Below are 13,581 nucleotides of genomic sequence, written 5' to 3'. Positions count from 1 at the left end.
CGACAGGCCCGGCAACAGCTCTACTGCAAGGAGGCACGGGTGCCGCTGCTGACCCGCATCACGGGACCGCGCGATCTGGACCGGCTCAGCCCTGAGCAGCTGGACCAGCTGGCAGAGGAGATCCGGACCTTCCTCGTCGACGCCGTTTCCAAGACCGGCGGCCACCTCGGCCCCAACCTCGGTGTGGTGGAGCTGACCATCGCCCTGCACCGGGTCTTCGACTCGCCCAAGGACAAGGTGCTGTGGGACACCGGCCACCAGTCCTATGTGCACAAGCTGCTCACGGGCCGCCAGGACTTCAGCAGGCTGAAGAAGAAGGGCGGCCTGTCCGGCTACCCCTCGCAGGCCGAGTCCGAGCACGACGTCATCGAGAACAGCCACGCCTCGACCGTCCTCGGGTGGGCCGACGGGCTCGCGAAAGCCAACCAGCTGCGTAACCGCGACGACCATGTCGTCGCCGTCATCGGTGACGGCGCGCTGACCGGCGGTATGGCCTGGGAGGCGCTGAACAACATCGCCGAGGCCAAGGACCGCCCCCTCGTCATCGTCGTCAACGACAACGAGCGGTCGTACGCGCCCACCATCGGCGGCCTCGCGAACCACCTGGCGACCCTGCGCACGACGGACGGCTACGAGCGCTTCCTCAGCCGCACCAAGGAGATCCTCGACCGCACCCCGGTCGTCGGCAAGCCCCTCTACGAGACCCTGCACGGCGCCAAGAAGGGCCTGAAGGACTTCATCGCCCCGCAGGGCATGTTCGAGGACCTCGGCCTGAAGTACGTCGGCCCGATCGACGGACACGACATCGAGGCGCTGGAGTCGGCTCTGGCCCGCGCCAAGCGGTTCGGCGGCCCCGTCATCGTGCACTGCCTCACCGAGAAGGGCCGCGGCTATCAGCCCGCCCTCCAGGACGAGGCCGACCGCTTCCACGGCATCGGCCCCATCCACCCCGACACCGGCCTGCCGATCAAGGCCTCCGGCGCCGACTGGACGTCCGTCTTCGGCGACGAGATGGTCAAGCTCGGCAAGGAGCGCGAGGACATCGTCGCGATCACCGCGGCGATGCTCCAGCCGGTCGGCCTGAAGAAGTTCGCGGACACCTTCCCTGACCGGATCTACGACGTCGGCATCGCCGAGCAGCACGGCGCCGTGAGCGCGGCGGGCCTCGCGACCGGCGGTGTGCACCCCGTCTTCGCCGTGTACGCCACTTTCCTCAACCGTGCCTTCGACCAGGTCCTCATGGACGTGGCCCTGCACAAGTGCGGCGTCACCTTCGTCCTCGACCGCGCCGGCGTCACCGGCACCGACGGCGCCTCCCACAACGGCATGTGGGACATGTCGATCCTCCAGGTCGTCCCCGGGCTGCGGCTCGCCGCCCCGCGCGACGCCGACCAGGTGCGGGCACAGCTGCGCGAGGCCGTCGAGGTCGAGGACGCCCCGACCGTCGTCCGCTTCTCCAAGGGCGCCGTCGGCCCCGCCGTACCCGCCGTGGGCCGCGTCGGCGGCATGGACGTGCTGCGTGAGCCGGGTACGGACACGCCCGACGTGCTGCTGGTCTCCGTGGGCGCGCTGGCCCCCATGTGCCTGGAGATCGCCTCGCTCCTCGACAAGCAGGGCATCACCACCACCGTCGTCGACCCGCGCTGGGTCAAGCCCGTCGACGAGGCCATGGCCCCGCTCGCCGAGCGCCACCGCGTCGTCGTCACCGTCGAGGACAACTCCCGCGTCGGCGGCGTCGGCTCGGCGATCGCCCAGGCCCTGCGCGACGCCGGCGTCGATGTCCCGCTGCGTGACTTCGGCATCCCGCCGCGCTTCCTCGACCACGCCTCCCGCGCCGAGGTGATGACGGAGATCGGCCTCACCGCCCCCGACATCGCCCGCCAGGTGACCGGTCTGGTCTCCAAGCTGGACGGCCGGTACGGCGCTACGGCCGCCGAGGTCGACTCGGTGGAGCCCGCGCGCGACTGACGGCCACTGACGGTCGGATGGGCCGGTTTCAGCACCCATGACGGTGGTGAAACCGGCCCATCTGTATGAATCCGCCCGCGTCGGGGCATGCGTACACCGCCCCCTCTCGATCATGTCGAGGACGACAAGCGTGGGAGGTACGACCGTGAGCAGCACACTCTTCCGGACGAAGAGAGTCGAGCAGTCCATCCTCGATACCGAGGAGCCAGAGCACGCGCTCAAGAAGTCCCTGTCCGCGCTGGATCTGACCGTCTTCGGCGTCGGCGTCATCATCGGCACCGGCATCTTCGTGCTCACCGGCACCGTCGCGAAGAACAACGCCGGACCCGCGGTGGCCCTGGCGTTCGTCGCGGCCGGTGTCGCCTGTGCGCTGGCCGCCCTCTGTTATGCCGAGTTCGCCTCCACGGTCCCGGTCGCCGGGTCCGCCTACACCTTCTCGTACGCCTCCCTCGGCGAACTGCCCGCCTGGATCATCGGCTGGGACCTGGTCCTGGAGTTCGCGCTCGGCACGGCGGTGGTGGCCGTCGGCTGGTCGGGCTATATCCAGTCACTGATGGACAACGCCGGCTGGGAGATGCCCGCGGGGCTCGGCAGCAGAGAGGGCGCCGACGCCTTCGGCTTCGACATCCTGGCCGCCGCGCTCGTCCTCGTCCTCACGGTCATCCTCGTCCTCGGTATGAAGCTGTCCGCGCGGATCACGTCCCTGGTCGTCGCCATCAAGGTGACCGTCGTGCTCGTCGTGATCATCGCCGGCGCGTTCCTGATCGACGGCGACAACTACGACCCGTTCATCCCGGACACCAAGACCGTCGAGGCCGGCAGCAGCCTCCAGGCCCCGCTGATCCAGCTCATGTTCGGCTGGGCCCCCTCCAACTACGGCGTGATGGGTATCTTCACCGCCGCGTCGGTCGTGTTCTTCGCCTTCATCGGCTTCGACGTCGTGGCCACGGCCGCCGAGGAGACCAAGAACCCGCAGCGGGACATGCCGCGCGGCATCATCGGTTCGCTCATCATCTGCACCACGCTGTATGTCGCCGTGTCGATCGTCGTCACGGGAATGCAGCACTACACCAAACTGTCCGTGGACGCCCCGCTCGCCGACGCGTTCAAGGACACCGGCCATCCCTGGTTCGCGGGCTTCATCAGCTTCGGCGCCGCGGTCGGTCTGACGACGGTCTGCATGATCCTGCTCCTCGGCCAGACCCGCGTCTTCTTCGCGATGAGCCGCGACGGACTGCTGCCGCGCTTCTTCTCCCGGGTTCACCCGAGGTTCAAGACCCCGTACCGGCCGACCATCCTGCTCGGTGTGATCATCGCGGTCCTCGCCGGCTTCACCCCGCTGAACGAACTGGCCGCCCTGGTCAACATCGGCACCCTGTTCGCCTTCGTGGTCGTGGCGATCGGCGTGATCATCCTCCGCAGGACCCGCCCCGACCTGCACCGGGCCTTCCGCACCCCCTGGGTGCCGGTCATCCCGATCCTGTCGGTGTGCGCCTCCCTGTGGCTGATGATCAACCTGCCCGCCGAGACCTGGGTCCGCTTCGCCATCTGGATGGTGGCGGGCTTCGGCGTGTACTTCCTCTACGGCCGCTCCCACAGCCGCCTCGGCCGCCACGAGGAGACGACCGTCGCCGAGGTCGAGAAGGGCGAGGGACAGGCCTAGGGCCCGTCCGCTCCCGGGGCCGCGTACGGAGAACCACCCGGCTACGGCCGGACCGTACGCGGCCCTGTCACATCCGCCCCCAACTCCGTCACCCGCCGCCGCAGTTCCCGGTCCGCCGTCACCACCAGACACGGCCGCCCCTCCGAGCGCGCGACGAGGTCGACCATGTGGTCGTCGCCGCTCCCGGCGGCCGACTCCACCCGCACGCCCGGCACCGTCCCGACGCCCCGGGCGGCCCCCTCCACCACGAGCACGATCTCCACCGGCCCGGCATGCCCAGGCACCCCGTCCGCCGCCAGCCGGTCCCGCAGCCGCTCGGCGGCCCCCCGCCGGTCCCGCCACCACCCGTCGGGCACCGAGCCGACGACGTTCGCGGCGTCGACGATCACGAGGAGGGGGACGTCATCGTTCATGGGGCAAGGGTCGCACGGCTCAGTCGGAGGCCACGTCGGGGAAGCTGGCGAAGTACGCCGCCGCCATGTCCTCGTCGCCGTGCCCGAGCCGGGCCGCACGCTCGAAGCGCTCCGCGCTCGCCTCGGCCACGTCCAGACGTACGCCGTGCCGCTCGCCCGCCTCGACGATGAGCCGGGCGTCCTTGGCCGCCGTGCCCACCGCGAACGCGGCCGGGGACAGCCCGCCGTTCAGCACCAGGCCCGTCTTGGCCCGCAGATACCCCATGTCGAGCGGCCCTCCGTCGATCACCTCGAAGAACCGCCGCGGGTCCACGTCCAGGGCCTTGGCGAGGGCCAGCACCTCACCGGCCGCGTTGGTCACCGCCAGCACCCAGCTGTTGGCGACCAGCTTCAGCCGGGTCGCGCTGCCCTCCCCGCCGTCCTCGCCGGTCCACACCGTCCGGGCACCGACCGCGTCGAACACCGGCGTCACCGTCTCCCGGCCCTCGGCCGGCCCCGCCGCCAGCACGGTGAGCTGACCGGCCTCGGCGGGCTGACGGGTGCCCAGCACGGGGGCGTCGTAGAGGACCAGGCCGTGCTCGCGGGCGAAGACCGCCAGGTCGGCGAGGGAGTCGATGCCGGCGGTCGTCGACTGCATCCACACGGCACCGGAGCGCAGCCCGGGCGCCGCCTCCCGCATCACGTCCAGCGTCGCGGGACCGTCGTACAGCATGGTCAGGACGACATCGGCGCCCCGGACCGCCTCGGCGGGACTGTCGGCGACGAACGCGCCGTCGGCGGCCAGCGGCTCGGCCTTGGCCCGGGTGCGGTTCCAGGCGCGGACGGTGTGCCCGGCCCTGACCAGGTTGCGGGCCATCGCGGCGCCCATGATCCCGGTGCCCAGGACGCTCACGGTGAGCTTGTCGGTCATGTCGTCGACTTCCTGTTCTCGTGCGGACGTTACTGCTGTGATCCAGCTTGCCCGGGGTCGGGGCACCCTGGGGCTCCGCCCCCGAATAGAGTGAACCGGTGAACGGCGACTGGCTCATCCGCGGCCGCGACGGCCGCCTCAGCGTCTATCTGCCGACCGAGGACGCCGTGCTGTGCCGGGCGGAACTCGGACCCGGCGGACCCTGGGAACCTCCGCGCAAGGTCGGCGGCGACCAGAAGCTGCGCCCCGGCCCCGCGGTCGGTCAGGGCGCCGACTCCTACGCCCATCTGGCCGCCTGGCGCCCCACCAAGGCGGGCGAGGCGGGGCTGGTGCACTCCACACACTTCCGGCCGCGGCTGGCCGCCCTGGACTGGATCTCCATCGGCCACCCGAACCAGTCCGGCGACAGCACCGGCACACCGGCCGTCACGGTCGACGCGCAGGGGCGGGCCCATGTCTTCGTCCGTAACAGGGGCGGCGGCGTGAGCATGCGCGGCCAGAAGGAGGTGGGCGGCTGGGGTCCGTGGCGTGATCTGAAGGGGGCGGAGGTCGACGACCTGCTGGCCGCCGTGACGGGGGAGTCGGGGCTGGTCGAGCTGTATGCCGCCGTCCCCGGAGCCCTGCTGCACTGGCGCCAGGAGAAGCCGGGCAGCGTCCCGGTCCTGGAGGAGGCGATGGAGACCCCGGTCCGCGCGGGCACCCTGCACGCCCTGGCCACCTCCGCCGACCACACCACGCTCTTCTACGCCGACGACTCAGGCGACCTGTGCGCCTGGCGCCCCGGCACCAAGCCGGTGACCCTGCTGACCTCCGCCGGTCCCGGCCCGGTCTCCGCCATCCGCTGCCAACTCGACGGCCACGACTGCACACTCCTCGCCCAACGCTCGGCCAGCGGCCGCGTCGCCTTCGCCGCGTATCCCACGGAGCAGGAGTCGGCGGGCGCGTGGTGGACCGAGTCCGGACCGCAGCTCCCGGCGGACGCGGTGGTGGGACTGGCGGTGGACGAGGACGAACGGGTGGTGGCGGCCACGGTGTCGCCGTCGGCGGGGCAGCTGCTGGTCACGCGGCGCAAGGATGAGCCGGGGTTGGCGCTGGAGGCGTGGCGGGAGGTCTGAGCGCGGCAGGTATTTCGCAGGACCGTTCAGGTACGTCTGCGCGAGGATGGCCGTCATGGACACAGAAAGCCTGGTCGAGGTCTGGCGGCGGATCCTGGGGCCCTCGGGGGCCTCTTGGGTGCTCTTCGAGCACGGGACGTGCGTGGTGCTGAAGGAGCCCGCGGGCGATCTCGCGGGACAGGCCTCGGGGATTCTCGGCGAGTTCGGCCCGGTGCACGTGGGCTCCTCGGCCGGTGACTTCAATGTGCTCACGCTCAAGGACAACCTGGGCTGGCTGGTCACCGGCCATCACCCGGACGTCGTCACCCACGTCGCCCTCGACGAGCCCGTCGACCCGTCGCACCTGGCCATCGGCATCCACGGCCGCGACAAACGCCACCAGGACGGCACGTCCCTCCATGTCGTCCATGTCGAGGACCGCCGCCCGGACGCCGGCTGAGAACGCCGGTGCCCCGCACACCAGCAGGCATGCGGGGCACCGGAATGCACAGCGGAGCGCTTACGCGGGGACGCTCGCCACGCCCGGCTCCAGGAACTTCTTGCCGTTCACGCGCTCCGAGACGCCCTCGCGGTCCAGGTACGGCGTGATGCCGCCCAGGTGGAAGGGCCAGCCGGCGCCCGTGATCAGGCAGAGGTCGATGTCCTGGGCCTCGGCGACGACGCCCTCGTCGAGCATCAGGCCGATCTCCTGCGCCACCGCGTCCAGGACATGGTCACGGACCTGCTCCTCGCTGAGGACCGAGTCGCCCTGCTTCAGCAGCGCGGCGACCTCCGGGTCCAGCTCCGGCTTGCCGGAGTCGTAGACGTAGAAGCCGCGCTTGCCCGCCTTGACGACGGCCGCGAGGTTCGGGGAGACCGTGAAGCGGTCCGGGAAGGCCCGGTTGAGGGTCTCCGAGACGTGCAGGCCGATGGCCGGGCCGACCAGTTCGAGGAGGACCAGCGGGGACATCGGCAGGCCCAGGGGCTCCACCGCCTTCTCCGCGACCTCGACCGGGGTGCCCTCGTCGATGACGTTCTGGATCTCACCCATGAAGCGGGTCAGGATGCGGTTCACGACGAACGCCGGGGCGTCCTTCGTCAGCACCGCGGTCTTCTTCAGCTTCTTGGCCACCGCGAAAGCGGTCGCCAGCGAGGCGTCGTCCGTCTTCTCGCCGCGCACGATCTCCAGGAGCGGCAGGACCGCGACCGGGTTGAAGAAGTGGAAGCCCACGACCCGCTCGGGGTGCTGAAGCTTCGACGCCATCTCCGACACCGACAGCGACGACGTGTTCGTCGCGAAGATCGCGTGCGCCGGGGCGACCGCCTCGACCTCCGCGAACACCTGCTGCTTGACGCCGATCTCCTCGAAGACGGCCTCGATGACGAAGTCGGCGTCGGAGAAGCCCTCGGCCTTGTCCAGGACACCGGTCACCAGCGCCTTGAGGCGGTTGGCCTTGTCCTGGTTGATACGGCCCTTGCCGAGCAGCTTCTCGATCTCGGCGTGGACGTAGCCCACACCCTTGTCGACGCGCTCCTGGTCGATGTCCGTGAGGACGACCGGGACCTCCAGGCGGCGCAGGAAGAGCAGCGCGAGCTGGGAGGCCATCAGGCCGGCGCCGACCACGCCCACCTTGGTGACCGGGCGGGCCAGGTTCTTGTCCGGGGCGCCCGCCGGGCGCTTGCCGCGCTTCTGCACCAGGTTGAAGGCGTAGATGCCGGAGCGCAGTTCGCCACCCATGATCAGGTCGGCGAGGGCCTTGTCCTCGGCGTCGTAGCCCTGCTGCAGGTCGCCGTTCTTGGCGGCGGCGATGATGTCGAGGGCGCGGTAGGCGGCCGGAGCGGCCCCGTGCACCTTGGAGTCCGCGATGAAACGGCCCTTGGCGACGGCCTGGTCCCAGCCCTCACCGCGGTCGATCACCGGACGCTCGACCTCGACGTCGCCCTTCAGCACCTGGGCGGTCCAGATCAGCGACTGCTCCAGGAAGTCGGCGCCCTCGAAGATGGCGTCGGCGATACCGAGGTCGAAGACCTGCTGGCCCTTGAGCTGCTTGTTCTGGTTGAGGCTGTTCTCGATGATCACCGAGACGGCCTTGTCGGCACCGATCAGGTTGGGCAGGATCGTGCAGCCGCCCCAGCCGGGCACCAGGCCGAGGAAGACCTCGGGGAGCGAGAAGGCGGGCAGCGCCTTGCTGACGGTGCGGTACTTGCAGTGCAGACCGACCTCGACGCCACCGCCCATCGCGGCACCGTTGTAGTACGCGAAGGTCGGCACGGCGAGGGCCGACAGGCGCTTGAACACCTCGTGGCCGCCCTTGCCGATGGCCAGCGCGTCCTTGTGCTCCTTCAGCAGCTCGACGCCCTTGAGGTCGGCGCCGACGGCGAAGATGAACGGCTTGCCGGTGATGCCGATGCCGACGATGTCGCCGTCCGCGGCCTCCTTCTCGACCTGGTCGATGGCGGTGTTGAGGTTCGCCAGCGAGGCCGGGCCGAAGGTGGTCGGCTTGGTGTGGTCGAAGCCGTTGTCCAGCGTGATGAGCGCGAAGCGCCCGGCGCCGTACGGCAGGTCGAGGTGGCGTACGTGCGCCGACGTCACGACCTCGTCGGGGAACAGCTCGGCCGCACCCTTCAAAAGCTCAGCGGTGGTGCTCACTTGCTGCCTCCGTCGAAGTTCGGGTTCTCCCAGATGACCGTCGCGCCCATGCCGAAGCCGACGCACATGGTGGTCAGGCCGTAGCGGACATGCGGCTGCTCCTCGAACTGGCGGGCGAGCTGCGTCATCAGACGCACACCCGACGACGCCAGCGGGTGACCGAAGGCGATCGCGCCGCCGTACTGGTTGACGCGCTCGTCGTCGTCCGCGATGCCGTAGTGGTCGAGGAGGGCCAGGACCTGGACGGCGAAGGCCTCGTTGATCTCGAAGAGACCGATGTCGGAGATGTCGAGGCCCGCCTTGGCGAGCGCCTTCTCCGTGGCCGGGATCGGGCCGTAGCCCATGACCTCGGGCTCGACGCCGACGAAGGCGTACGAGACGAGGCGCATCTTCACCGGGAGGTTGTTCTCGCGGGCGAAGTCCTCGGAGGCGATGATCGAGGCGGTGGCGCCGTCGTTCAGACCGGCCGCGTTACCGGCGGTGACCCGGCCGTGGACGCGGAACGGGGTCTTCAGACCGGAGAGGTTCTCCAGCGTGGTGCCCGGGCGCATCGGCTCGTCGGCGGTGACCAGGCCCCAGCCCGTCTCACCGGCCTCGGGGTTGGTGCGGCGCACGGACACCGGCACCAGGTCGGCCTGGATCTTGCCGTTGGCGTACGCCTTGGCGGCCTTCTCCTGCGAGCGCACCGCGTATTCGTCGGCGCGCTGCTTGGTGATGTGCGGGTAGCGGTCGTGCAGGTTCTCCGCCGTCATGCCCATGAACAGGGCGGACTCGTCGACCAGCTTCTCGGAGACGAACCGCGGGTTCGGGTCCACGCCCTCGCCCATCGGGTGACGGCCCATGTGCTCGACACCACCGGCGATGACGGCGTCGTAGGCGCCGAAGGCGATGGAACCGGCGACCGTGGTGACGGCGGTCAGCGCGCCGGCGCACATACGGTCGATGGAGTAGCCGGGCACCGACTGGGGGAGACCGGCGAGGATGCCCGCCGTACGGCCGATGGTCAGGCCCTGGTCGCCGATCTGCGTGGTCGCGGCGATGGCGACCTCGTCGATCTGCTTCGGGTCGAGACCGGGGTTGCGGCGCAGCAGCTCCCGGATGGCCTTGACGACGAGGTCGTCGGCACGGGTCTCGTGGTAGATGCCCTTCGGGCCCGCCTTGCCGAACGGGGTGCGGACGCCGTCGACGAAGACGACGTCCCTGAGGGTACGAGGCACGATGGCTCTCCTCCAGAAGGTGCGGGACGCTGAGCGCTTGCTCATGGCCATGCTACTTATGAGTAACGTAGCTGCACAGTCCTGAGGGGTGGAGCGGCGAAGGTCACATTCAAACGTCACCTGGGCGGAGCCGTGGACCCCCGAGGAGTCAGCACCGGGGTGGGCACGGGATGCGACCCCGCCCCGTCCCCCATGATCACCCCGAACAGCGTCCGGGCCACCTCCGCCCCGAACCCGTGCACGTCATGGCTCATCGCCGACAACGTCGGATGCGTCAGCCGGCACAGCTGAGAGTCGTCCCACGCCAGCAGCGACACGTCCTCCGGCACCCGTAGCCCCATCTCCGCCGCCACCGCCAGCCCCGCCACCGCCATGATGTCGTTGTCGTACACGATCGCCGTCGGCCGATCGGCCGCGGCGGCGGTGAGCAGCGACCGCGTGGCCCGCGCCCCCGCGTCGCCCGAGAAGTCCGTCGCGACCTGCCACGCCCCGGCCAGCGCCAACGCCCCCGCCGCCTCGTCGAAGGCGGCCGTACGGATCGACGTATGACCGAGCGCCGCCGCCCCGCCCACCCGGGCGACCCGCCGATGCCCCAGCGCGGCCAGATACCGCACGGCCTCCGTCACGGCGGTGGCGTCATCGGTCCACACCGAGGTCAGTCCGCCCGTCAGCGACGGATGCCCGACCGCGACGACCGGTATCCCGAGCCGCCGGGCCACCGCGACGCGAGGGTCGTCCGCGCGGAAGTCGACCAGGATCGAGCCGCCGATCTGCCGCCCCCGCCACCACGTCTCCTGGAGCCCGGCCTCCTCCTCCACGGTCCGCACCAGCCGCAGCAGCAGCGAGCAGGAGTGCTCGGTCAGCACGCTCTCCACACCCGAGACGAACTCCATGTAGAAGGGTTCGAGCCCGAGCATCCGCGCAGGACGGCAGATCGCCAGACCCACCACGTCCACCCGCGAACCGGCCAGCGTGCGCGCCGTGAGGTTCGGCGCCCAGCCCAGCTCCCGCGCGGCCCGGAAGATCCGGTCGCGGGTCGCCTCCGACAGCCCCGGTTTGTGGTTGAAGGCGAGGGAGACGGCCCCCTTGGACACACCGGCGCGCGCGGCGACGTCCTTGATGGTGACGCGGGAGGCCGGCTGAGCGGTCATCGGGAGGGCTCCATGCAGTACAGGGCGGACCGGGCGGCGGCCGCGTCCGGAGTCTTCCAGCCGGACACGCCGATGGTCACCTCCTCACCGGGCAGCAGCGTCACGAGCCCCCGGTCGGCACGGGCGTCCGGATCCAGCCGGTCGGCCTGGAGCAGCAGATCCCGTACGAGGGTACGGGCCGTCACCGACACTCCACCCGGCACGAGCGCGACATCGAACTCCGGCCGCGGATACGGCACTTCGCGATCCGGCACCGGAAAATGCACGGCCCGCACCCCGTCCGCGTCCGCCACCAGGAACTCCTTCGGCCCGACGGGCGCCATTTCCTTCGGTACGCCGACCCTGGCCACCGCACGCCGCCCGGCACTGAGATCCACGCTCGCCTCGCCGAGCAGCGCCCCCTCGACCGACATCCGCCGCAGCCGCACGACCCCGGCCCACTCCTCGGTCCCCTGATTGACGATGGCCAGCTCCCGCACGCCCAGCGTCAGCAACCGGTCCGCGTACAGCCGCCGCAGCTCGTGGTACAGCGGCTTCTCCCGCCCGTCCCCGTCGATCGCCGCCCAGGACGTCACCGGCCAGCAGTCGTTGAGCTGCCAGACGACCGTGCCCGCGCACACCGGCCAGTGCGACCGCCAGTGCTCGATACCGGCGGCGACGGCCCGCGCCTGATTGACCTGGGTGAGGTAGTGCCATCGGTCGAAGTCCCCCTCGACGGCTCCCGCGAAATGCCGCTCAAGGCCCCGCCGCAGCTTCCCGTTCCCGTCGTCCGCCTTCTGGTGGTGCAGCATGCCGGGGGAGTCCGGCGCGAGCTCCTCACCCGGCAGCGCCCGCCGCAGAGTGGCGTAGGCGGGGGGCGCCTGCCACCCGAACTCGGCGACAAATCGCGGCACTTCCCCTCGATACTCGGCGTAGTCCTCCCGGTTCCACACCTCCCAGGAGTGATGCGTGCCGTGCGCCGGATCGTTCGGATGCCGGTGCCACGACCCCGACCAGGGACTCCCCGCCGTGTACGGCCGCGTCGGATCCAACTCGGCCACCACCCGCGGCAGCACGCCCAGGTAGTACCCCTCGCCCCAGGAGTCCCCGGCCAGCCGTTGCTCCCAGCCCCAGTCCCGGAACCCCCACAGGTTCTCGTTGTTGCCGTTCCACAGCACCAGCGAGGGATGCGGCATCAGCCGTACGACGTTCTCCCGTGCCTCGGCCTCCACCTCCCCGCGCAACGGCTGCTCCTCCGGATAGGCCGCGCACGCGAACGGGAAGTCCTGCCAGACCAGCAGCCCCAGCTCGTCGCAGGCGTCGTAGAAGTCCCCGCTCTCATAGATCCCGCCGCCCCAGACCCGTACGAGATCCACGCCCGCGTCGGCGGCTTGCTCCAGCCGCCTCCGGTACCGCTCCCTCGTCACCCGGGACGGGAACACGTCGTCCGGGATCCAGTTGACGCCCCGCGCGAAGAGCCGCTCGCCATTGACGACGAGGGTGAAACCGGTGCCGTCGGCGTCGGCCCCGCGATCCAGTTCCACGCTCCGGAAGCCGATCCGCCGCCGCCATACATCCAGCGCGTCCTCGCCGTGCAGCAGCCTCAACTCGACGTCGTACAGCGGCTGTTCGCCGTAGCCGCGCGGCCACCACAGTCGTACGTCGGGCACCCGCAGTCGTACGACCCCACCCGTCCCGTCGATCTCCGCGCGCGCCCGCACCCCACCGGCGGAAGCCTCGACCGTGAGCGGCGCCTCCACCCTGGTTCGCTCGACGTCCACCGCCAACTCCACGACTCCCGCGCCCTGTTCGACCGTCACGAGCGGCCGCACGCGCGCGATCCTGGCCGTCGACCAATGCTCAAGCCGCACCGGCCGCCAGATCCCGGCCGTCACCAGCGTCGGCCCCCAGTCCCAGCCGAAGGAGCAGGCCATCTTGCGCAGGTACTGGTAGGGCTCGGCGTAGGCCGCGGGCCGTTCACCCAGCTTGCCGCGCACAGCCTCGGCCTCGGCGTACGCGGAGGCGAAACGCACCGAGAGCCGTCCGCTGAGCCCGGTCACGTCGAAGCGGTACGAGCGGTGCATGTTCCTTACCCGGCCCAGGAGTTGGCCGTCCAGCAGGATCTCCGCGACCGTGTCGAGCCCCTCGAAGACCAGGTCCGTCTGCTCATGGGCGGACCTGGCGTCCAGGTCGGTCTCGTAGGTCCAGTCCCGCCGCCCCACCCACGCCACCTCGCGCTCGTTCAGCCCGAGAAAGGGGTCCGGGATCACGTCGGCTGCCAGCAGGTCGGTGTGTACGCAGCCGGGCACGGCGGCCGGGAGTTCGGCCCCCTCGTGCCGCAGGATCCATCCGTCGGTGAGCGGTGTCGCCTGAAGCATGCGCGCACTCCTAAACCGTTTAATCCCAGGGCTGGGAAGGGTTTGGGCATCGTTGGCGGGATTGGGACTTTACCGGTTTAGAAAACATTGTCAGAGTTCCGAACCAGCCAACCCGCACGTGCTCGTCCGTCCCGAGAAACGTCCCGCGAACGGAGCTG

Annotated in this window: 10 protein-coding genes; 4 read left to right on the top strand and 6 right to left on the bottom strand. The window is 70.5% G+C overall.

Translation table 11 applies throughout. From position 1 onward, the window contains the following. Positions 1-39 precede the first annotated feature (39 nt). Together dxs and IE325_RS04970 are read left to right on the top strand one after the other, a co-directional pair. The gene (dxs, locus tag IE325_RS04975) at positions 40-1,968 is read left to right on the top strand and encodes a 1-deoxy-D-xylulose-5-phosphate synthase (RefSeq protein WP_190068403.1); all 1,929 of its coding nucleotides are present in this window, start codon (positions 40-42) and stop codon (positions 1,966-1,968) included. A gap of 145 nt (positions 1,969-2,113) precedes the next feature. After that, positions 2,114-3,631, top strand: a complete 1,518-nt coding sequence (locus tag IE325_RS04970; RefSeq protein WP_190068402.1) for an amino acid permease — start codon at positions 2,114-2,116, stop codon at positions 3,629-3,631. Positions 3,632-3,672: 41 nt separating this feature from the next. Here the strand turns inward: IE325_RS04970 and IE325_RS04965 are convergent, their stop codons facing one another. Beyond that, complete coding sequence (locus IE325_RS04965) at positions 3,673-4,044, bottom strand: PIN domain-containing protein (protein ID WP_190068401.1); 372 nt, start codon at positions 4,042-4,044, stop codon at positions 3,673-3,675. A 19-nt stretch (positions 4,045-4,063) separates the two neighbouring features. Then, a complete protein-coding gene (locus tag IE325_RS04960; protein ID WP_190068400.1) occupies positions 4,064-4,954 on the bottom strand; it encodes an NAD(P)-dependent oxidoreductase in 891 nt (296 codons plus the stop codon). Positions 4,955-5,052: 98 nt separating this feature from the next. Between IE325_RS04960 and IE325_RS04955 the strand changes: the two genes are divergently transcribed. After that, a complete protein-coding gene (locus IE325_RS04955; protein WP_190068399.1) occupies positions 5,053-6,069 on the top strand; it encodes a PLL family lectin in 1,017 nt (338 codons plus the stop codon). Positions 6,070-6,115: 46 nt separating this feature from the next. Beyond that, positions 6,116-6,508 carry a hypothetical protein gene (locus IE325_RS04950; RefSeq protein WP_190068398.1) on the top strand — a complete coding sequence of 131 codons (393 nt, stop codon included), beginning with the start codon at positions 6,116-6,118 and terminating at the stop codon, positions 6,506-6,508. Positions 6,509-6,568: 60 nt separating this feature from the next. On the opposite strand, the gene IE325_RS04945 is transcribed toward IE325_RS04950, so the two are convergent. The 4 genes from IE325_RS04945 to IE325_RS04930 all read right to left on the bottom strand — a co-directional run bounded on the left by IE325_RS04945 (position 6,569) and on the right by IE325_RS04930 (position 13,423). Continuing rightward, a complete protein-coding gene (locus IE325_RS04945) occupies positions 6,569-8,698 on the bottom strand; it encodes a 3-hydroxyacyl-CoA dehydrogenase NAD-binding domain-containing protein (protein WP_190068397.1) in 2,130 nt (709 codons plus the stop codon). After that, complete coding sequence (locus IE325_RS04940) at positions 8,695-9,915, bottom strand: thiolase family protein (protein ID WP_190068396.1); 1,221 nt, start codon at positions 9,913-9,915, stop codon at positions 8,695-8,697. Before IE325_RS04940 ends, IE325_RS04945 begins: the two co-directional genes overlap by 4 nt. Positions 9,916-10,031: 116 nt before the next feature. Beyond that, a complete protein-coding gene (locus IE325_RS04935; RefSeq protein WP_190068395.1) occupies positions 10,032-11,066 on the bottom strand; it encodes a LacI family DNA-binding transcriptional regulator in 1,035 nt (344 codons plus the stop codon). Beyond that, positions 11,063-13,423 (bottom strand): glycoside hydrolase family 2 protein, encoded by a 2,361-nt coding sequence (locus tag IE325_RS04930; protein WP_190068394.1) that lies wholly within the window; start codon positions 13,421-13,423, stop codon positions 11,063-11,065. The genes IE325_RS04935 and IE325_RS04930 overlap by 4 nt, the downstream gene beginning before the upstream one ends. Positions 13,424-13,581 lie beyond the last annotated feature (158 nt).

Source organism: Streptomyces lanatus, from assembly GCF_014655715.1.
Taxonomy (GTDB): domain Bacteria; phylum Actinomycetota; class Actinomycetes; order Streptomycetales; family Streptomycetaceae; genus Streptomyces; species Streptomyces lanatus.
The sequence above is the reverse complement of the archived record's forward strand: the minus strand, read 5'-3'. Positions and strand labels throughout refer to the sequence as shown.